Below are 19,446 nucleotides of genomic sequence, written 5' to 3' on the forward strand. Positions count from 1 at the left end.
AAATTCTTGACATTAGCCCGATATTGGCTAAGTTTGACCCTCATATCTCAGGTGCTCTGAAGAGAGCTTAAAAGGGAACCCGGTGTAAATCCGGGACGGGCCCGCCGCTGTAACCGGGGACGAGTTTCGCAATAAAGCCACTGTTTTTGAACGGGAAGGCGCGAAACAAGGACGAACCGGAAGTCAGAAGACCTGCCAGAGATAGTATATGTATCGCACACCTCTCGTGGACAGGGAGGTGCGGCGCTGGTCCAGTGGATATTTTGGGAAATCCCCTGATCGATAATCATCGGTCCGGGGATTTTTTTTATCCGCTTTCGTGGATGCCCCCGGATCAAAAAGAAAATTTTTGGTTGGAGGGATTAGAAAAATGAACAAGAAGATGTATGCCGCCGTGCTGGCCATGACGGTTGCCTGGCCCGGTTACGCCCGCAGTGCCGAGCCTGTGGCCACCATGGATGAGGTGGTGGTGACGGCGACCAAGACAGCAGAAAGTGTCCATGATGTGCCCAATGCCGTGGTTCTGAAAAACGCCGGGGATATCGAAGACGCGCCGGCCAGGAGTCTCGGCGAACTGCTGGCCAACGAACCTGGACTTGATTGGCGCACCAGGGGCGACTACGGCGGGGCCACCGAAGAGATCCACATTCGGGGCATGGGCGGTGACGCCACCCAGGTATTTCTGAACGGCATCAATATCAATTCTCCTTCCTTGGGCACTGCCGATTTGGGCCTGCTGCCCATGGGAAGCATCGACCGGGTTGAGGTGGTCAAGGGGCCTGGCTCCCTGTTGTACGGCACCGGCGCCATGGCCGGCACGGTGAACATCCTCACCAAGAGCCCCGAGCATGACAAGACCGACTTTAAGGTGAAAAGCGGTTTCGGCACCGAGGGGGCGATGGAGTTAGCCGCAGAGCAGGGCATGTATGTTGCCGACGGCCTGGGCTACTATCTCACCGCTTCCCGCCGGGAAAGCGACGGCTTTCGCGACAACAGCGACCTCCGCCATAACGACGCCTCCCTCAAGATGGTCCACGACAAGAACAAGCTGCTCTCCGCCAGCCTCTATGGCGCCTGGATCGACCGGGAATACGGGGTGCCGGGGGTGAAGCCGCCCGACACCACCCAAGAGCATGTTGTCAACGGAACCCGGATGTACAACGCTGATGCCGCAAGCCTGGTGAACGAGGGCAGTGACCGGAACTTTTATTCTGCCCTGGAGTTGAAAAGCCAGCCGCTTTCCTGGCTGACCCTTTCCCTGCGCGGCGATGCGGTGAACATGGAAAATTATTTTTATCAGCGCTACAACGCAACCGGTGCCGGTCAGGAAACCTGGGTCACCAACGAGATTCTAGGGCTGGAGGCCACGGTGGAGATGCGGTTGCCGGAAGGGGTTACCCTGCTGGCGGGCAGTCAGTACCGCAATTACGATTACACCAACGAGGTCGGCACCTTGGATGCCTATGGGGTGGCGGTGGGTGGCGCCACCACCGAGGCAGAGCATGATGTCTTTACCCAAGGCAACTACGGCGAGGCACAGTGGCAAGCAAACCGGTACCTGAAACTGCTTGCGGGGTTGCGCTATGAGGAACACTCCATGTTCGGCCACGAAACCCTGCCCCGTTTCGGCGTCGTGGTGACCCCCCAGGAGACGACCACCATCAAGCTCGGTCATGGCAAGCACTTCAAGGCGCCCACCATGAACGACCTCTACTGGCCGGAAAGCGCGTATGTGCGAGGGAACCCCAATCTGAAACCGGAAACCGGCTGGCACAGCGACCTCACTGTGGAACAATCTTTTTTGAAAAAGAAACTGACCGCCTCGGCAACTTATTTTCAATGGAACATCGATGACAAGATCGACTGGGCCCAAAATCCGGCCTTCCCTGGCCCGTGGGGGGACAAATATACTCCGTCAAACACCAATTCCTACGAGGCTACTGGCTGGGAATTGGGGGTGACGGCCAAGCCCCTGGATTCCGTAAGGGTGGGCTTAGGCTATACCCGGACCAATGCCGAGGAAGAGCAGGCTGTCGGGATGTGGCGGCAGGCCCAATACACCCCACGCAATCTGTTTAAGGGGCAAGTCGACTATTTTCTGCCTTCCGGGCTTACCACCACCGTGGTGGTCCGCTATGTGGGCGATCGACCCGCTGTCTATGTCTCGGACACAGCCACCGAACCCCAGCACACCCTGGATTCATACATAACCACCGATCTGCGGATAAGCCAGCGTTTCAAGGAACACTGGCTGGCAGCCATCAATTGCAACAATATCTTTGATGCAGGGTATGACACCTACATGGCCAATTTCCGCGATGAAAGCCTGGGGAGCACCACCCGCCAGGGCTACCCTGGCGCGGGCCGCTCGGCCTTTGCCTCTCTGTCCTACGAGTTTTGAGAAGAGCTATGCGGAATAAACCTGTTTTTATTATTGTTGTGCTCGTGCTGCTCTGGACTGGGGCAACTGCCCCGGCCTGGGCGGATCCGCTGCGGGATGCGCAGGAGAGGTTCCCTGCGGATCATCCTCCCCGACGGGTGGTGTCGCTGGTGCCTGCCGCCACCGAGATGCTGGTGGCCGTGGGCGCTGGCGACGCAGTTGTTGGGGTGACCAGTCACGATACCCTGCCGGTGGACCAAGGAAAAAAAGAGATCGTGGGCGGTTTTGTTGCCCCCTCCCTTGAGAGGATCGCGGCGCTCCACCCCGATCTGATCCTGGTCTCCAGCCTGCACGACAAGGTGAAAAAACGTTTTCAAGACCAGTGCGCCGTGGTGGAGCTTCCGCCGGTTCATTCGGTGGAGCAGGCTCTTGAACGGCTCCACGATCTTGGCACTCTGCTTGACCGGGGACAGGAGGCGGATGCCCTGGCCGAGGGTATCCGCGCAGAGTTGGCGCTGATCCGGGCCAAGGTGGAGCCCATCCCCGCTACCAAGCGTCTGCGGGTGATGAGGCTGATGGGAGAGGCGCCGATTAGAACGCCGGGGGACGACTCCTTCCAGAACGACTTTATCCGGAGCGCTGGCGGAATCCCTCCCCGTTTTGGCAGAAATGGGGAGTCCATCGTGGTGAGCCCGGCGGAGATTGTCCGGTTCAATCCGCAGGCCATCTATGTGTGCGGGGATTCCGCCGCCGAGGCGGTGCTGGCCAACCCGGCCCTGCAAAAAATCGAGGCGGTCAAACACAAAAAAGTCTTCTCCTTCCCCTGCGAGTTCACCTGCCGGGCTGGGGTCAACATGGGCGGCTTTGTTTCCTGGCTGGCGGCACGGGTGTACGAACAGGAATTTTCCGATCCATCGCACCAGGCGTATCCAGACCAAATGCTCGAGGCGCAGCCGGTTGCGCTGCCCCTTCCCTATGTCCGGCAGGCGCTGGTGCAGAAAAGCCGAGTCCGGGATTTCATCAACAAAACCCTGGTGGTGGATTTCACCAAGCCGCAACGCATACTCTCCACCCTGGAGGGGATGCGGGAGGGTATTCTTGCCGTGGGCAATCATTACTATCCCCCGCCTTCCTGGGGGCTTGGGCACACCAGCGGCTTGGACGGCTTGCGCCAGACGGTGACTGCAGCCCTGGCCAGGCCAGCCGCCCAGACCAGCCTGCTGTTCACCGGGGCGGACATGGACCATCTGGTCGTGGCTGAAAAATCGTTTCGCGACCTCACCGTGTATGCCCTGGTCACCGCCGGGGTCAAAACCAATGCCATGCGCATGGCCAAAGACAGCGGCAACTTCTATGAGCCCGGCACCATCAATATCGTCTTGCTCGCCAACGCCCGAATGAGCGACCAGGCCATGAGCCGGGCGATCATCACCGCCACCGAGGCCAAGAGCGCGGCCTTGACCGACCTGGACATCCGCAGCACCTACAGTCCGAACTATGCCGCCACGGGCACTGGCACCGACAACCTTCTGGTGGTGCAGGGAGAGGGCCCCGGGATCAACGGCGCGGGCGGACACACCAAAATGGGGGAACTCATTGCCGCCGCAGTGTATGATGGTGTACGCCGGGCCATCGCCGGACAGAACAGGATAACCGCCGAACGCTCCATCTTTGCCCGGCTGGAGGAGCGGCGGATACATCTTGCCTCGCTGCTGCCCCTTGAGCCCGAGGAATGCTCCCTGGATCGCCGGCAGCTGGTTGCCGCCGTGGAGGATGCGCTCATGCAGCCGGAATATGCCGGGTTCATGGCAGGTTCGCTGGCCATGAGCGATGCGGCCCAAGCAGGTCTTGCCGATCCGCAAGGACATGAATCCTGGGCCAGGGCGGTGGCTGCACGCCTGGCTGGCCATGCGGTTGCACCCTGGCACCAGCGCTTCCCCGAGGGCCAGTTGCCCCCGCTGGTGGCGAAGGCCATGGAGGCGCTGGTCAATGGGGTATGCGCCAGGGAAAAAGGGAGCGCGGATTGAAGACGGATTCGAGGGCACTGGAGCTGTATACCGCCGGGCAATCGGACAGGCAGGTCACGCCCGGAATCCGGGCCACCCGGGTATCTCTCCCTTGGCTTGCCTCTGCCGTTTTGCATGGAGGACCCGTGCAGGCCCTGCTGTATACGCTGCTATTGCACGGGGCCCTGCTGCTTATCTCTCTGGTCGGCTGGCGCCTGTTGCCCATGGAGCAAGCCCCCCCCTCGGTGATTTCGGTGTTTACCCTGCAGCAGGAAGGTGAACCGGAAACACCTTGTGTAGCGCGTTCTAAAAATGCACCCACGGTTAAACAGATAAAAGAACCTGTTGCCAAGGGGATACACGACCATAAAGAGGTGAGGCAAGAAATCGTTCCTTCGCCCGCATCTTCCCAGTCTGCCAGGCCCGAACCTGGACGCGTCATGGCATCAGAGCCACCGACGCCCGCCACTGCTCGCCAAGGGGATGGCTTAGGCAGCACCGCTCCCAACACCACTCCGGTCGGTGGGACAGGCGAAGGCACGACAACCAGCGAGGTGCTGGCCCGCCCACTCTACACAACCAATCCGCCGCCGCCCTACCCCAGGCTGGCCCGGAAACTTGGCCACGAAGGAGTTGTGCAGCTTGAAGCGCTGATCTCCGTTGCCGGCCGGGTGGATGATCTGCGGATTGCCGTGGGCAGCGGCCATGAATCCCTGGACGCTGCAGCCCTGGAGGCAGTGCGTTCCTGGCGGTTTTCCGCGGGCCAGCGCAACGGGCAGCCCGTGGCCATGCGGGTTCGGGTGCCGGTGCGTTTCAGCCTGCGGGCGGGGAGCTGAAAACAGTGCAAGAAACCTTGAGAAAAACCGGGCGCGGCATCGTGCTGGCAGCCCCGTCCAGTGACAGCGGCAAGACCCTGGTGAGCCTGGGCCTGGGCGCGGCCCTGGTACGGGAAGGCTTATCGGTGCAGTATTTCAAGTGCGGCCCGGATTTCATTGATCCCACCCTGCACCGGCTGGTGAGCGGCCGGGTGTCGCGCAACCTGGATCTGCAGATGTGCGGCCCAGCCTTTGTGCGGCAGAGCTATGCCCAACACTGCACTGCGGATTTCGTCATTGTCGAAGGGGTGATGGGGCTCTTCGACGGCGGAGAGGCCAGCACCGCGGCCTTGGCCAGAACCCTGGCGCTGCCGGTGGTGCTGGTGGTGGACGCTTCGTCCTGCGCCGAGAGCATCGCGGCTCTGGTGCATGGCTTTGAGTCCTTTGACCCGCAGATCACCATTGCCGGAGTCATCTTCAACCGGGTTGGCAGCGAGAGCCATTACCGGCTGCTTGCCCAGGCTGTGCACGAACATTGCCGGGCCGAAGTGCTGGGCGGGGTTCCCCGGCATGATGATTTTCTGGTTTCCGGCCGTCATCTCGGTCTCCACATGGACCACGACGAACCGCTTTCCTCGGAAAGGATCAACAGGATCGCCGATGTCATGGCCCAACATATCGATCTCACGCTGTTGCGGGAGAAGGGCGCGGTCCTGCCCAAGATTCAGGGGACGGCGGAAGTACGCAAAACAGCGCCGTGCGTTCGCCTCGGCATTGCCAGGGATGCGGCTTTTTGTTTTTATTACGAGGACAACCTCGACCTGCTGCGGGCGGCAGGCGCGGAGTTGATTCCCTTCAGCCCCCTGGCCGACTCGCAGTTGCCGGACGATCTGGACGGATTGTACCTGGGCGGCGGCTACCCGGAACTCCACGCGGAGACCCTGGCGGCCAACCGTTCCCTCCGGGAGGAGATTTGTGGGCTGGCCAAGGCTGGGCTGCCGATCTATGGCGAATGCGGCGGCTTCATGTATCTGTGCGAGGCGCTGGTCACGGCGGAGGGCGCGGAATATCCCATGGCCGGGGTATTCCCGGTAAAAGCCCGGATGCACAAACGGCTGGTGCGGCTCGGCTACCGCACGGCCACGGTTACGAAAAACACCCTGTGGCCAGAAGGTGCCCGCCTTGGCGGCCATGAGTTTCACTATTCGGAGACAGACCCCATGCCCGATTGGGTTGAGAGGATGTATCGCCTTGATGACGGCCGGCTTGAAGGCTTTTGCCTGAACAATACCCTGGCCGGCTACATGCATCTGCATCTGGGGTCCACCCCCGAGGCGACCTCCCATCTCATCGAGTTTTGCCGCACGCACGGCCGGGAGGCACAGTGATACAAAGAAACACCATTTTTCCCCTCATCCTCCTTGTTGCCCTGCTTTTTCCGGGACTGAGCTCTGCGGCCACCGTGGTGGATCAGGCCGGCCGGACGGTGTCGATCCCCAATGCGCCCAAGCGCATCGTGGCCCTCGCTCCCAGTCTGGCCGAGATCGTCTTTGATCTGGGCCAAGAGGCCAGGCTGGTGGGGGTCACCCAGTTCAGCGACTTTCCGGCCGAGGCCAAGAGTCTCCCCCAGGTCGGCTCCTATGTGCGGCTGGACCTTGAACGGATCGTGGCCCTCAAGCCGGACCTCTGCCTCGGCATCCGGGACGGCAATCCCAAGCATCAGGTGGAGAAGATCGAAGCTGCCGGGATTCCGGTTTACATCATCGACCCGCGCGATATCAAGGGGATCATGGAAGCCATCCAGGGGGTAGGCGGGGTGCTTGGCGTGCCGGCACGGGCCGAGGCGCTTGTTGCCGAGATGTCCGGCCGCATCGCGCACGTGCGGCAACAGGTGGCAACAACCCAATCCCGGCCACGGGTCTTTTTTCAGCTCTACTCCCCGCCCATCGTCACCGCCGGCAGCAAAACCTTTATCCACGAATTGATCACCATCGCCGGCGGCGTCAATCTGGGGGCCGGAGCTGTTGACTATCCGCGCTTCAGTTGGGAAAAGGTGCTCTCCCTTGATCCGGATGTAGTGGTGGTCACCGCCATGGGCGGCAAACAGAAGCCGGAGCAGCTTAAGGCGCAGTGGCAGCAGTGGCCGCAGCTCTCCGCGGTGCGTTCAGGCCGGGTGCATGTGGTGAACGACAACTTTTTCGACCGGCCTACCCCGCGCCTCATTAACGGGTTGGAGGCGCTGCTTCGCATCCTCCATCCCGAGTTGTCCGGAGCCGCGCATGTTCAATAACCTTCGTCTGGGCGTCCGCCTCACCCTGGTGACCACCGTGCTGGCCGGGCTGCTGGCAATAAGCTTCTTGCTCGGCATGGGCATCGGCCCGTCCGGCAACGGGATTTCCGAGCTGCTGGCCGCGGTTTTCGGCAGCGGTGACCCGCAATCGGTCTTCAGTGTTATTGTCTGGAAGATCCGGTTGCCCCGGGTTATCCTGGCCGCCGCAGTGGGTTCCACCCTCTCCTTGGGCGGGCTGGTGTTTCAGGCCCTGCTCCGCAATCCGCTTGCCGAACCGTACATCCTCGGAATCTCGGGCGGCTCGGCGGTGGGGGCAATCGGCGGCATGCTCCTGGGTTTTTCCCCCTTTCCCGGCATGGCCCTGGCCGCCTTTGCAGGCAGCCTCTTGATTCTTGTCCTGGTGGTCGGCCTGATCTCCGGCAACACCTCCATGGGCCGGGATTCCCTCCTTTTGGGCGGGGTAATGATGAATGCCTTCTGCGGGGCGATCATCATGTTTCTCATTTCCATTACCCAGACTTCGGAGGTCCACCAAATCCTCTTCTGGCTCATGGGCGACCTTTCCATGTCCGGCCTCGACCGCTTGCCGGTGTTGCTTACCCTATTGCCCTGTTTCGCCGTGGTTTTCGCGCTGGCAAAACCCTTGAATCTGCTGCTGTCCGGACGGGAATCCGCGGCCAGCCTGGGGATCAACGTGCGACGGCTCACCATGCTGCTGTTGCTGGTCACCACCTGCATGGTAAGCCTGGTGGTGTGCCAGTCCGGGTTGATCGGTTTTGTCGGTCTGGTTATCCCCCATGTCCTTCGCTTGCTGCTGGGGCCGGACCACCGGCTTCTCGTACCGGCCTGCATCCTGGGCGGCGCTTCCTACCTGATCCTCTGCGATCTCCTGGCCCGCACCCTGCCTACCTCTGGCGAGATGCCGGTGGGTATTGTCACGGCCCTCATCGGGGCCCCGCTTTTCATCGTCTTGCTGTGGAGGTCACGCCGATGCCAGTGATCTCTGTCACGGGGCTTGACCTCTCGTACGGCAAGCGGCAGGTGCTGCAGGATATTGCCATGCAGGTGCACCGTGGGGAGTTCTATCTCATCATCGGGCCAAACGGCAGCGGCAAAACCAGCCTGCTCAAGGGTCTGGCCAATCTTCTCCCCGTTGCCCAAGGGAGGATAGATATCCTCGGAAAATCATTAGCCAGCTACACCAGGCGGCAATTGGCACGTAAGCTTGCCGTGGTGCCCCAACAGATTTCCCTGGACTTCCCCTTTTCCGTGGCGGAAACCGTGCTCATGGGACGGGCCCCGCATCTTGGCCTCATGGGAATTGAGGGGACAGCAGACCTTGCCTTTGCCCATGAGGCCATGCATTTTACCGATGTGGCCCATCTTGCCGATCGGCCTCTTGACCAGTTAAGCGGCGGCGAGAGGCAGCGGGTGATTATTGCCCGGGCGCTCTGCCAGCAGCCTGAGATCATCCTGCTCGACGAGCCGACCGCCTCCCTGGACCCGGCCCACCAGATCCAGATCATGGATCTCATGGAGCGATTCCGGGTGGAAAAAGGCACCACGGTCATCATGGTGTCCCACGATCTCAATCTGGCCTCCCTCTACGGTGATCGCCTGCTGCTGCTCCATAACGGCAGAGTGGAAATGGTGGGTTCACCCGACGAGGTGCTCACTGCCGAGCGTCTTGGTGTCTGTTATGGCTGCGCCATGCTGGTCGAGAAAAATTCCCTGGGCCAGATGCCCCGCGTAACGCCGATTCCTCAGAAATACTCTCAGGTTGTGTAAGGCCGGGCCACGCGCCGTTCCTGCCTTGTTGTGCCAGACCATCGCCATTTTCCTGCCGCCGTGACTTTCTCTGGTAAAATTTTCCCCTTTCGCCTACATTCGTATACATGCGCTTGCGTCGGTCCCAGCGCCGTTGTAACTACCGGAGAAATTACATGGAAACATTCGAGCAACTTCTTGAAAAATCGACCAAAATACATGGTCACATCTGCGCGGGCCAGGTCATCGGGGTGCGCATGTCCATGATCGGCCTGCGGGAAATCGGCATCGACGATCCCAAGGCTCAGCGCAAGGATTTCTACGTTTTGGTTGAAATCGACCGCTGCGCCACCGACGCCATCCAAACTGTCACCGGCTGTTCCCTGGGCAAGCGCTCCCTGAAATGGCTGGACTACGGGATAATGGCCGCGACCTTTGTCAATCTTAAAACCGGCAAAGCGGTACGGATCACGGCTCTGGAGGAATCGCGGGAGATCTCGAAAAAATACTGCCCGGAAATCGGTGACAAATACAAGCAGCAATTGGAGGCCTACCGGATCATGCCCGAGGCGGAGCTGTTCAAGGTGCAACCGGTCAAGATGACCGTGCCCGAAGAGGACATGCCGGGCCGGCCCAAACGGCGGGTGCAGTGCGAGCGCTGCGGGGATTGGGTGCAGGACTGCCGCGAGGTAATGCAAGACGGCAAGCCTTTATGCAAGCCCTGCGCTTTGGGACGTTACTACGAAATCATCTGAGCCTGGTCGGGCTACTGGAGCACAATATGACAAAAACAATCCCGGTTGAGCAGGCCGTCGGCATGGTCCTGCCCCACGACATCACCGAAATCCGCAGCGAAGAATTCAAGGGCCGCGCTTTCCGTAAAGGCCACATCATCCAGGCGGAGGATATCGAACGCTTGAAGCGGCTTGGCAAGGACAACATCTATGTCCTGGAGCTGGGGTCCGACGATATCCACGAAAACGAGGCTGCCGAACTGATGGCGAATGCCCTGGCCGGGCTGGGCACCTCGGTTTCCGGAGAACCGGTGGAAGGCAAGCTCAACATCGTCGCGGCCCATGACGGGCTGCTCAAGGTTGAGGTGGAGGCCCTGTACCAATTCAACCTGTTGGGCGAGGTCATGTGCGCCACCCTGCACAACAATACCCCGGTCAAGAAAGGCGAACAACTGGCCGGGACCAGGCTCATCCCCTTGGTTTCCAAAAGAGGGGTCGTGAACGCTGCGGTTGCCATCGCCGACAAGGCCAAGGGAATCCTCAAAGTTGCCCAACTGAAACAGGCCAAGGCCGGGTTGATTATCACCGGCAACGAGGTGTTCCATGGCCGGATCAAGGATGCCTTTGAACCGGTCCTGCGCAAAAAACTGGAAAAACTCGGCTCGGAGGTGGTTGCGGTCCGCTTCGCCCCGGACGATATCGAGACCATTGCCGCGGAGATCAAGGCCTGCCTGGACGCGGGCGCGGACCTCATCGTCACCAGCGGCGGCATGTCGGTGGACCCCGACGATGTGACCCGGCAGGGCATTGCCAAGGCCGGCGCCAAGGAGATCGTCTACGGCACCCCGGTTCTGCCCGGAGCCATGTTTCTGGTGGGGTACATCGGAGCGGTGCCGGTGCTGGGGCTACCTGCCTGCGGCATGTTCCACAAGATCACCGTTTTTGACCTGATCCTGCCCAGAGTGCTGTGCGGCGAGAAAATCACCCGGCAGGATGTTGCCCAACTGGGGCACGGCGGCCTGTGCCGACAGTGCAAGTCATGCGCCTATCCTATTTGCGGCTTCGGCAAGTAAGCCTTACTCCGAAACCTTCCCGCGCATGGCCTTCACCCTGCCCCGCTTCTCCTTGCCTTCCAACCGCTTTTCCTTAGCGCTGCGCGAAGGCTTGGTGGGCCTGCGCTTGCGCTCCTGTTTGACTGCGCCCTTGATGAGTTCCCCCAGCCGTTCCAGGGCGTCGGCCCGGTTCTTCTCCAGGCTGCGAAACTGCTGCGCCTTGATGACGATCTCGCCGTCCTTGGTCAACCGCTGATCGCTCAATGCCAGCAGTCTCTCCTTGTAAAAATCCGGCAGCGACGAGGCCCGGATATCAAAGCGCAGGTGCACGGCAGAGGAGACCTTGTTGACATTCTGGCCCCCGGAACCCTGGGCCCGGATAGCGGTCAACTCGATTTCGCCCTCTGGAATTTCGATGGTGTTTGAGATGTGCAGCATTATTTCGTCCCGCTCTGTTCAGGAGGCCTGGTGGCGGAAACTGTTCGCCTGGATGGCGGTGCGCCGCATGATCTTTTGCAGCGCCGCCCTGGTCAGACCGGAGATCTCCGCGGCCCGGCTCACATTGCCCCCGGTGTCCTGTAGCAACCGCACCACATACTGACTCATGAATTTCTGCAGCAGATCCTCCTTGGCCTCCTTGTAGGCCACCACTCTTTCGTTGCCGGCAGAAGCAGACAGCCAGGCGGCACTCTCATCGGGCAACCTGTTTTCCGACGGGATAATGGCGCCAAGATCGTTAGCCGAGATGATGGACTCTGCGCTAAACAGTACCGCCTGCCGGACCACATTCTGCAGCTCCCGGACATTACCGGGCCAGGCTCTCCCCATGAGGGCGGTGATGGCCTCCGGGGAGAAATGTTTCCCGCCAATGCCGAGTTCACAGCAGACCTGCCTGCAAAAATACTCCGCCAACAGGGGAATATCCCCCCGGATTTGCAGCAGTTTGGGAGGGGTGAGGGTCACCACGTTTAAGCGGTAAAAAAGATCCTCGCGAAAGGAGCGGTCGACGATCTTTTTCTCAAGATCCTGGTTGGTTATAGCGATAATTCGGACATTGATCCTGCGGGTTTTGGTGTCTCCCAGGGGTTTTATCTCCTGCTCCTGCAAAACCCGGAGCAGTTTGGTCTGAACCGAAACCGGGATATCGCCGATCTCGTCAAGACACAGGCTGCCGCCGTCGGCCTCCACGAAAAGCCCGGGATAATCCCGCTCCGCTCCGGTGAAAGCGCCCCGCTTATGGCCGAACAACTCGCTCTCCAAAAGTTGCTCCGGAATGGCCGGGCAATTGACCATGATCAGCGGACGATTGCGCCGCTTGCTCAAGTTATGCACCGCCCGGGCTGCAAGCTCCTTGCCCGTGCCGGATTCGCCGCGAATCAACACGGTATAATCGGACAAGGCCACGGTCTTGAGGCGCTCACAAAACTGGCTCATTGCCGGACTCTGCCCAATAAAGGAGGCAAAGGCCTGCTTCTGACAGACCTGTTCCTTTAAGGTGACATTCTCCCGAACCAACCGGTTTCTTTCCAGCCCCTTGTGGATCACGCGCAGGATGGTCTCCTTGTCAAAGGGCTTGGTGATAAAGTCGTAAGCGCCCTTCTTGATGGCATCCACCGCCAGATCAATGCTGGCAAAAGCGGTCATCATGACCACGGAGAGTTCCGGGTCCTTGGTCCGCAATTTTTCAAGCAGGGTGATGCCGTTCATCTCCGGCATCATCACATCCAGCAAGGCAAGATCGAAGGATTGCTCGGCCATCAGACGCAGGGCCTCGCTGGCCCTGGTGGAAGTAACCACCTCCAGTCCTGGGATATTGCGCTCAATGGTTCTTTGCAAACCAGTGAGCATGTCCTCTTCATCATCAACGATCAAAAGCCGATCAACCGACATTGGCCCTGTCTCCCGTCATCTCTTTTATGCGCCATGGAGCGGAAAAATAATGGTAAAAGCAGCGCCCTTCCCTGGTTTGCTCTGCACATAGATCTCCCCGCCATGGTCACGAATAATTCCGTAACTGAGGGAGAGCCCGAGGCCAGTACCGTCCCTCGGTCCCTTGGTGGTAAAAAAAGGGTCAAAGATCTTGTCCTGGATTTCCGGGGCAATGCCCGGGCCAGTATCACGCACCACGATCTCCACCTGCCCCTTGTTCCGCAGACGGCGGGATTCAACAGTGATCTCCCCATGTTCCCCGATGGCCTGGGCAGCATTGATGAACAAATTCATGAAAACCTGCTTCATTTTTTCCGTGTCCATTTCAAGGAGCGGGATGTCGGGGTCCAAGTTCTGCGCCACGGTTATGCCCTGCTTGGCCAGTTGACTGGCAACCATGAAAACCACCTGTTCGATGGCGGCATTGAGGGAGCCGGGCGCCCGGGTTGTCTCTTGGTTCCGGGCGAAGCTCAACAGGTCGTGGACGATGCGCTGGCAGTTTTTCACATGTTTTTCGATGATGCTCAAGTCTTCGACCTTGTCAGGCAAGCTGCCAAAGTCCTCTTTCAGTAAATCGGTGTAGCAAAGAATAATCCCCAGGGGATTGTTGATTTCATGGGCGACTCCGGCTGCCAGCTGCCCAAGGGCAACAAGCTTTTCCGTCTGCTGCATCCGGTGTTCCACCTGTTTTTGCTGGGTGACGTCTTTGGCATAACAGACGATGTTTTTCAGCTCACCGAGATCATCAAAAGCCGGGTAGAAATGGGTCTCAAAAAGCTGGCCGTTGGGAAGCTGGTTGAAATCGGAAACAGGCTCCAGCAGCTTGACCTGGGAAATATGGCTGAACAGCACAAAGGGAACCGGGTGCATCGCCGCCAGTTCGTCGATGTGAAGGTTGAGAACCGTATCCGGACCGAGATTATATTTGGCAAGAAAAGCCTTGTTCACCATGCGGAGAAAACCATCCGGAGAAACAAGCACGACCAGGTCGGCGATGGCATCAAAAACCGACTGGAGAAGCTCCTTGCTCTGCATGAGGCTTGCCATGTTCTGCAAGCTTTCCATGGTCACGCCAACCTGCCGGCCGATGGAGAGAAGAAGCTCCCGGTGTCTGGGGTCAATCTCGCCGACATCATAGCCGGTGAAGGTCATGATCCCGAGAATCCTGTTCCGGCAGCAGAGCGGGATATTGAGGCATTTTCCCCTGGCGGAGTCGGAGGTGAAAAAATTAAGCTCTCCGCAGACCGTTTCACAGATCGTCGAAGAAGCGGGGGCATTGGTGTCCGTATCCGAAAGAATCTGGTGGGAAATCATATCGCAAGAAAGGGATTCGGCAAGTTCCGGGGCATTATCCTGACACTGGAGGGAAAGCCCCTGGCTGTTCGGGCGAAACAGGTAAATGCCCGCGCCTTTTGCCGGGATCACCTCCAGGGTTTGCCGCAAAACCTTGGGGAGAATGGAGCGGAGATCCACGGCCTGGGTGATGAGTTCGGCGATGATGTTCAAGGTTTGAAGTTCCCGGTTCCGTTCCTGCATCTGCCGATGCAGCTGGTCCTGGGACTTTTGCAGCGCCTCGGTTCTTTCCTCAACCTTTCCCTCAAGGTTTTCGGCGTAATCAGTGAGTTGCCGTCGGTTTTCCTCCAAATGCCTGGCAATGAGGGTGGCGGTTGCATTCAGCTCCCCGATTTCATCCATGCTCCGGGCTTGACGGTAGAGCTGCTCGCCTTTCTGGTCGGTGAGATTCATTCGGAAGATATCCAGCAGGGTGCGGATGTTCTGGATGATGAGCTTGTTGAAGAAAAAAGCAATGATGGCGTACAGGACGAAAAAAGAGAGGAACACGGTGCTGAATACGGAAAGGGCAAATTCACCGATGCGGCGCAACCCTTCTCCCACGGGAATGCCGACGCTGACCACGCTGCTTACCTGATCTGTCTTCTTGAAAAATCCCCCTGTCCTGCCATATTTTTCAACAATGCTCCCGGGTGCGTCCTCCGGCCTGCCATGGCAGTGAAGACAAGATGCCTCATAGCGGACCGGGCTGAATCTCACAAAATACGGTTCTCCAGCAACCGTGCGGATTCCCTGCCAGGATTCAGCCTGGGGGTGATCATTGAAATAGCGGATCATTTCCTTTTCCCGCTGGTTTGCCTCAAATTCCGGGTTCTTGGCATTGATGTCGACCCGGCGGTAGGAAATATCTGGCAGGTCTTCCTTGAATTTTTCCATGACCACACGGCTTATGTAGGAAGTGGACATGGCCTCGATGACAAAACTGTCATGACCCACCAAGTCATACATCTTAGGTCGGAGGACTTCCTGAACATAGGCGCGATTGGCATCCACCGCCGCCATAACAAGCTCGGTCTTGTGCAGGGCCTCCTCCTGCAAACGTTTTTTCTGATGCGTATAAATAATGGCGGACCAGAAAAGACAAAAAAGAAAAAGAATGACGGCAAGGCCAATCAAGAATTTTCCCTGCGCCCCTGGTGGCTTGATGTTACTCAGCAGTTCCTTTGATTTCTTGCCAAGCACCATTTTTTTCATCCCCTGTGATGACCAAGAAGTTTTTTTAGCAACCTGTTGCCAGCATGGTTTCATGTAATCATACAATTATGCTGGGTGTCAACTGAAGGCATCACTGGATACCAAAAGATGCAGTTTGTGTGCTTGTTTCCCGTTTTTTTCGCCAAAGTCAAGACATGATTATGCTGCCAACTTGTTGTTTTTTATTCTTTTTTATTTTTTTCCACATCGTCCATACACCGCGGCACCCTCCTTGCAAAGATACGGCACCGAGTACCCATTTACAGCAACAGCCACCTTCACCCAAAGGAGGAAGAGCGCACCCACAGGATATCAGGCTCGCGTGTTTGGATAAACTGTATGACCATCCCGTGCATGGTCAAAACAAAGGGGAGAAAATATGGACGAGAAGAAAATTAATGAAGACAAACTGGCAGAGGGGCATTGTGATTCAGAAGAAACCTGCAAAATCGAGGGGAAAAAGGGCTGGCTGAGCGAAGACTGGCTTTCGCTCTGGCTGGGCCTGTTTATTTTCGTCCTTTCCCTCGGGGCATTTCAAGGGGCCGACATTCTGGGCTGGGGCGCATCAACGAGCGTCTGGAACGACATCGCCAAATCCACCAAGCCCGTGTCAATCGCCTACCAGACCGTCATGGGTGAAATTACCAAAATTGACGGAGCAAAGGTAACTCTCAAGAAAGCCGACGGAAAAGAGGTCGGAATCACTGTGAAAACCGATAGTTCCACCCTTGCGGTGGGGCAGACATACGAGCAAAAAGGCCTTTCGGCCACGGCTTCCTTGTTTCTCACCTACGTTGTAATGCTTGTGATCATGGGGTTGGGCTCGACGATGATCGGGGCGAACTTTAAAAAATTCGCCATCGGTTTCACCCTGATTTTCTGGCTCAGTTATCTCTGCTGGCTCATGGGACACTTTGCCAATATCGCCGCGACCAAGAACGAAATGGCGAAGTTCGGTCTCAACTGGACGCTCAGCATGACCGGCGAGTTCGGCTTCATCATCGCCTTGATTGCCGGACTCATGGTCGGCAATCTCTTTCCCGGTCTGGCCTCAGCCATGAAGGAAGCGGCCCGACCCGAGCTGTATATCAAAACCGCCATTGTCATCATGGGCGCGGGGCTCGGGGTAAAGGCCGCCCAATCTTTCGGGCTGGCGAGCAATATCATGTTCCGGGGATTCTGCGCCATTGTCGAGGCCTATCTGATCTACTGGGCAACGGTCTACTGGATTTCGCGCAGATACTTCAAGTTCAGCCGTGAGTGGTCGGCGCCTCTTGCGTCGGGTATTTCCATCTGCGGGGTTTCCGCAGCCATTGCCACCGGTGGCGCCATCCGCGCCCGTCCGATTATTCCCATCATGGTTTCCTCACTGGTCGTAATCTTTGTGGCTGTGGAAATGGTCCTTCTTCCCTTTGCGGCAAAACTTTTCCTCTGGCAGGAACCGCTGGTCGCCGGGGCCTGGATGGGCTTGGCCGTCAAATCCGATGGCGGAGCCATTGCAAGCGGTGCGGTGACCGACGCCCTGATCCGAGCGCAGGCCATGGATATGGAAGGCATCAACTACGCCGAGGGCTGGATTACCATGACCGCCACCACGGTGAAAATGTTCATCGATATCTTCATCGGTGTCTGGGCTGTTATCCTTGCCTACATCTGGTGCGCCAAGATCGAATGCAAACCTGGGCAAAAAGTGCGCCTCATTGAGATCTGGAACCGTTTCCCCAAATTCGTACTCGGCTATATTCTCACCTTTATTATTCTGCTTCTCATCTGCTGGCCATCGGTCAAGGCGATTGCCCCGGCGGAACATGAACTTACGGGTCTGAAGGTGCAGATTACCTCGCTGGAAAAACAGATCAGCGCCAGCAAAGATCCTGCATCTGTCGCGCCCTTGCAGGCAACGCTGCAAGGGGCCAAAGCCCGGGAAAAAGAGCTGAAAGATTCAACCAAGGAACCCAACAAGCTGATCTCCAAAGCCAAAGCAGCAACGGATCAAGGCGATGTGTTCCGAAAGATATTCTTTCTCCTCTGTTTCTTCACCATCGGGGTGGTTTCAAACTTCAAGAAGCTGGCGCAGGAAGGGATCGGCAAGCTCGCCGCTGTATATTGCATCTCCCTTTTCGGCTTTATCATCTGGGTCGGACTCGCTATTTCGTGGTTGTTTTTCCACGGAGTCAAACCACCAATTCTCTAATGGAGATCGCACATGAGTGACGAAAAATCAAAGATTGCCGATGAGATGAAAAAAATGGAATACGAACCGATCCTGCCGGCGGAAATAACTCTTGTCAAATGGAGTATTTGCCTTGGGGTCGGGCTTCTGATCATGTTCTATCTACTGAGCCAGTGGCTCTTTCCCGGCGGCCACTAACAATATGGCGGACTTTAGGCTTTGCCTAAAGTCCGCCATATTTATCTTCAGTTAAATAAACGCCGTCTCCACAAGGGGACGGCGTTTATTCATTACCACCGATTCCCAGCGCCTTAACGCCTCAAAGCATTGTATGCCTCTTCATACTCCCGCAACCGCTGCTGCCAGGCAAGCAGCCCGGCATAGCCATTGCGCCACGTCTCCATATCCCGCGCTGCACCCACAATTTCCGGCAGTTCCCCGGCGATCAGCTGTTCCGTGGAAATACCGTATTGCTTCTCGAACTGGGTGAGCTCTTTTTTTTGCCGGTCGACCATGTTTCTGCAAACAGTAATCTCCCGAGAGATGGATATACAGTACTCATCGGTCTGCAAGTCATCATGCATTCTGCTCACCTTTCCCACCCGCCCTTCCTGACGGAGTTTCATGCTCGCCTGGACAACCGGGCTGACCGTGATCGTGCCTCTCGCGCAACCAATCGGTTCATTTTTCCATCAAGGCTCTGTGCCGGGCTGGGGTTTACCGACAACGCGTACACTGGTTGCCTGGGGGCCATTGTCCCCCTGCTCCTCGACAAACCGCACCTCGGCACCGGACACAAGATCGTCGAAATCCGCGTTGATAAGGCTGTTGCGGTGGAAGTAGATATCATCCCCAGCAGCGGTGAGAATCCGGCCGTAATCTTCATGGGGAAAAAGCTCCGTGATTTTTCCCTGGGGCATCTCCTCATGCACCTTCACCTCGCCTTTCTGCCGGCTGACGAGATCCCGCAGTTTCCGCTGGGCCGAATCAAAGACATCCCGCACCACCACATGCGCATCATGGTAAGCCTTGTGCAGATCAGGCTCCCGATTGATCACGATGGTTTCCTTGGGCAGAGTGATATCGATACTGGCATGAAAGAGGCCGCCTTTGTGCTGGTGCTTATGGGGAGCCTCGACCACAACCCGGCAGCTAACCATATTTCCACAGATGCTGTCCAGTTTTTCCGCTCTCTCGCGGATATAGGCCTCCAGCGCCTCGGAGGTTTCCATGTTACGAAAGGTAATCTTTAGAGGTACCTGCATGTTTATTCCTCCCAATGAAAAATGCTTGTCTGAATGGGAACTCCTTCTTGCCCTCAGGGAAGTGCGGGCGGTATCCTGTTTTTCTCCTCAGCCTTGGCGCTGCAGGCAAGACAAAAACGCGTAGCCGGCAATACCTGCAACCGCGGCAAGGAAATCTGCTGGGCGCACCCTTCACATTTTCCATACTGCAAGGTGTCCATCTTATCCAGAGCATGATCGATTGCCTCGATCTCCTCCTTTTCCTGCTCATCGAGGCGGGCATACAACTCGGAGAGCTCTGCCTTCTGTGCCTCCTCCTCAAACTCGATATCCTTCTCGGCAAGCTCCTGCCAACCGTCGTCGAGATGCTGCAGGCGTTGAAAGATATCCTGCCGCATGGCGAGGAGTTTTTCTTTCAGCTGGTCCAGTTCCTGTGCAGACATGGCAGGTCCCCCTCTCTAATGTCAAACGGCATGGAGATTCTTTTTTTTAATTATACAGCCGAGGGG

General features: G+C 57.7%; 17 protein-coding genes and 1 riboswitch. Of the genes, 11 read left to right on the forward strand and 6 right to left on the reverse strand.

Features of this window, described 5'->3' with window-relative positions; genetic code table 11:
• The first annotated feature begins 32 nt into the window (after positions 1–32).
• Positions 33–214, forward strand: a riboswitch (cobalamin riboswitch).
• 156 nt (positions 215–370) lie between these two features.
• The 9 genes from ACZ46D_RS04665 to ACZ46D_RS04705 all read left to right on the forward strand — a co-directional run bounded on the left by ACZ46D_RS04665 (position 371) and on the right by ACZ46D_RS04705 (position 11,065).
• Positions 371–2,401 (forward strand): TonB-dependent receptor plug domain-containing protein, encoded by a 2,031-nt coding sequence (locus ACZ46D_RS04665; RefSeq protein ID WP_464928872.1) that lies wholly within the window; start codon positions 371–373, stop codon positions 2,399–2,401.
• Positions 2,402–2,409: 8 nt separating this feature from the next.
• Positions 2,410–4,407: a helical backbone metal receptor gene (locus tag ACZ46D_RS04670; RefSeq protein ID WP_464928873.1), complete on the forward strand. Its 1,998-nt coding sequence runs from the start codon at positions 2,410–2,412 to the stop codon at positions 4,405–4,407.
• Between the two features lie 419 nt (positions 4,408–4,826).
• The gene (locus tag ACZ46D_RS04675; RefSeq protein ID WP_464928874.1) at positions 4,827–5,222 is read left to right on the forward strand and encodes an energy transducer TonB; all 396 of its coding nucleotides are present in this window, start codon (positions 4,827–4,829) and stop codon (positions 5,220–5,222) included.
• A gap of 5 nt (positions 5,223–5,227) precedes the next feature.
• On the forward strand, positions 5,228–6,589 hold the full coding sequence (locus ACZ46D_RS04680) for a cobyrinate a,c-diamide synthase (RefSeq protein ID WP_464928875.1): 1,362 nt from the start codon (positions 5,228–5,230) through the stop codon (positions 6,587–6,589).
• Entirely contained in the window at positions 6,586–7,491 is a 906-nt protein-coding gene (locus tag ACZ46D_RS04685; RefSeq protein ID WP_464928876.1) for an ABC transporter substrate-binding protein, read from the forward strand. Before ACZ46D_RS04680 ends, ACZ46D_RS04685 begins: the two co-directional genes overlap by 4 nt.
• Positions 7,481–8,491, forward strand: a complete 1,011-nt coding sequence (locus tag ACZ46D_RS04690; RefSeq protein WP_464928877.1) for a FecCD family ABC transporter permease — start codon at positions 7,481–7,483, stop codon at positions 8,489–8,491. Before ACZ46D_RS04685 ends, ACZ46D_RS04690 begins: the two co-directional genes overlap by 11 nt.
• The gene (locus tag ACZ46D_RS04695) at positions 8,482–9,279 is read left to right on the forward strand and encodes a heme ABC transporter ATP-binding protein (protein ID WP_464928878.1); all 798 of its coding nucleotides are present in this window, start codon (positions 8,482–8,484) and stop codon (positions 9,277–9,279) included. Before ACZ46D_RS04690 ends, ACZ46D_RS04695 begins: the two co-directional genes overlap by 10 nt.
• Before the next feature lie 155 nt (positions 9,280–9,434).
• Complete coding sequence (locus tag ACZ46D_RS04700; RefSeq protein ID WP_464928879.1) at positions 9,435–10,013, forward strand: FmdE family protein; 579 nt, start codon at positions 9,435–9,437, stop codon at positions 10,011–10,013.
• Positions 10,014–10,039: 26 nt separating this feature from the next.
• Positions 10,040–11,065, forward strand: coding sequence for a molybdopterin-binding protein (locus tag ACZ46D_RS04705; RefSeq protein ID WP_464928880.1), 1,026 nt, complete (start codon positions 10,040–10,042; stop codon positions 11,063–11,065).
• A 3-nt stretch (positions 11,066–11,068) separates the two neighbouring features.
• On the opposite strand, the gene arfB is transcribed toward ACZ46D_RS04705, so the two are convergent.
• Genes arfB through ACZ46D_RS04720 form a run of 3 tightly spaced genes read right to left on the reverse strand, consistent with a single transcriptional unit; the run spans position 11,069 to position 15,520 of the window.
• Entirely contained in the window at positions 11,069–11,482 is a 414-nt protein-coding gene (gene arfB, locus ACZ46D_RS04710) for an alternative ribosome rescue aminoacyl-tRNA hydrolase ArfB (RefSeq protein ID WP_464928881.1), read from the reverse strand.
• Positions 11,483–11,500: 18 nt separating this feature from the next.
• Complete coding sequence (locus tag ACZ46D_RS04715) at positions 11,501–12,934, reverse strand: sigma-54-dependent transcriptional regulator (protein ID WP_464928882.1); 1,434 nt, start codon at positions 12,932–12,934, stop codon at positions 11,501–11,503.
• A gap of 24 nt (positions 12,935–12,958) precedes the next feature.
• Entirely contained in the window at positions 12,959–15,520 is a 2,562-nt protein-coding gene (locus ACZ46D_RS04720; protein WP_464928883.1) for a c-type heme family protein, read from the reverse strand.
• 379 nt (positions 15,521–15,899) lie between these two features.
• Between ACZ46D_RS04720 and ACZ46D_RS04725 the strand changes: the two genes are divergently transcribed.
• Together ACZ46D_RS04725 and ACZ46D_RS04730 are read left to right on the forward strand one after the other, a co-directional pair.
• Positions 15,900–17,714 (forward strand): putative sulfate exporter family transporter, encoded by a 1,815-nt coding sequence (locus ACZ46D_RS04725; protein WP_464928884.1) that lies wholly within the window; start codon positions 15,900–15,902, stop codon positions 17,712–17,714.
• A gap of 12 nt (positions 17,715–17,726) precedes the next feature.
• Positions 17,727–17,891: a hypothetical protein gene (locus ACZ46D_RS04730; protein ID WP_464928885.1), complete on the forward strand. Its 165-nt coding sequence runs from the start codon at positions 17,727–17,729 to the stop codon at positions 17,889–17,891.
• A gap of 113 nt (positions 17,892–18,004) precedes the next feature.
• Here ACZ46D_RS04730 and ACZ46D_RS04735 read toward each other — a convergent pair whose 3' ends face one another.
• The 3 genes from ACZ46D_RS04735 to ACZ46D_RS04745 form a co-directional block, all read right to left on the reverse strand.
• Positions 18,005–18,319 carry a hypothetical protein gene (locus ACZ46D_RS04735; RefSeq protein WP_464928886.1) on the reverse strand — a complete coding sequence of 105 codons (315 nt, stop codon included), beginning with the start codon at positions 18,317–18,319 and terminating at the stop codon, positions 18,005–18,007.
• A 66-nt stretch (positions 18,320–18,385) separates the two neighbouring features.
• Entirely contained in the window at positions 18,386–18,958 is a 573-nt protein-coding gene (locus ACZ46D_RS04740) for an HPF/RaiA family ribosome-associated protein (protein ID WP_464928887.1), read from the reverse strand.
• 53 nt (positions 18,959–19,011) lie between these two features.
• Positions 19,012–19,380 (reverse strand): TraR/DksA family transcriptional regulator, encoded by a 369-nt coding sequence (locus ACZ46D_RS04745; RefSeq protein WP_464928888.1) that lies wholly within the window; start codon positions 19,378–19,380, stop codon positions 19,012–19,014.
• Between the last annotated feature and the right edge of the window lie 66 nt (positions 19,381–19,446).

The sequence above is a fragment of the Thiovibrio sp. Mzg5 genome (assembly GCF_055379285.1).

Coding starts and splice junctions, on each gene's coding strand:
- ACZ46D_RS04665 (WP_464928872.1), top strand. CDS start 371: ATGAACAAGAAGATGTATGCCGCCGTGCTGGCCATGACGGTTGCCTGG.
- ACZ46D_RS04670 (WP_464928873.1), top strand. CDS start 2,410: ATGCGGAATAAACCTGTTTTTATTATTGTTGTGCTCGTGCTGCTCTGG.
- ACZ46D_RS04675 (WP_464928874.1), top strand. CDS start 4,827: ATGGCATCAGAGCCACCGACGCCCGCCACTGCTCGCCAAGGGGATGGC.
- ACZ46D_RS04690 (WP_464928877.1), top strand. CDS start 7,481: ATGTTCAATAACCTTCGTCTGGGCGTCCGCCTCACCCTGGTGACCACC.
- ACZ46D_RS04695 (WP_464928878.1), top strand. CDS start 8,482: ATGCCAGTGATCTCTGTCACGGGGCTTGACCTCTCGTACGGCAAGCGG.
- ACZ46D_RS04700 (WP_464928879.1), top strand. CDS start 9,435: ATGGAAACATTCGAGCAACTTCTTGAAAAATCGACCAAAATACATGGT.
- ACZ46D_RS04705 (WP_464928880.1), top strand. CDS start 10,040: ATGACAAAAACAATCCCGGTTGAGCAGGCCGTCGGCATGGTCCTGCCC.
- arfB (WP_464928881.1), bottom strand. CDS start 11,482: ATGCTGCACATCTCAAACACCATCGAAATTCCAGAGGGCGAAATCGAG.
- ACZ46D_RS04715 (WP_464928882.1), bottom strand. CDS start 12,934: ATGTCGGTTGATCGGCTTTTGATCGTTGATGATGAAGAGGACATGCTC.
- ACZ46D_RS04720 (WP_464928883.1), bottom strand. CDS start 15,520: ATGAAAAAAATGGTGCTTGGCAAGAAATCAAAGGAACTGCTGAGTAAC.
- ACZ46D_RS04725 (WP_464928884.1), top strand. CDS start 15,900: ATGGACGAGAAGAAAATTAATGAAGACAAACTGGCAGAGGGGCATTGT.
- ACZ46D_RS04730 (WP_464928885.1), top strand. CDS start 17,727: ATGAGTGACGAAAAATCAAAGATTGCCGATGAGATGAAAAAAATGGAA.
- ACZ46D_RS04735 (WP_464928886.1), bottom strand. CDS start 18,319: ATGAAACTCCGTCAGGAAGGGCGGGTGGGAAAGGTGAGCAGAATGCAT.
- ACZ46D_RS04740 (WP_464928887.1), bottom strand. CDS start 18,958: ATGCAGGTACCTCTAAAGATTACCTTTCGTAACATGGAAACCTCCGAG.
- ACZ46D_RS04745 (WP_464928888.1), bottom strand. CDS start 19,380: ATGTCTGCACAGGAACTGGACCAGCTGAAAGAAAAACTCCTCGCCATG.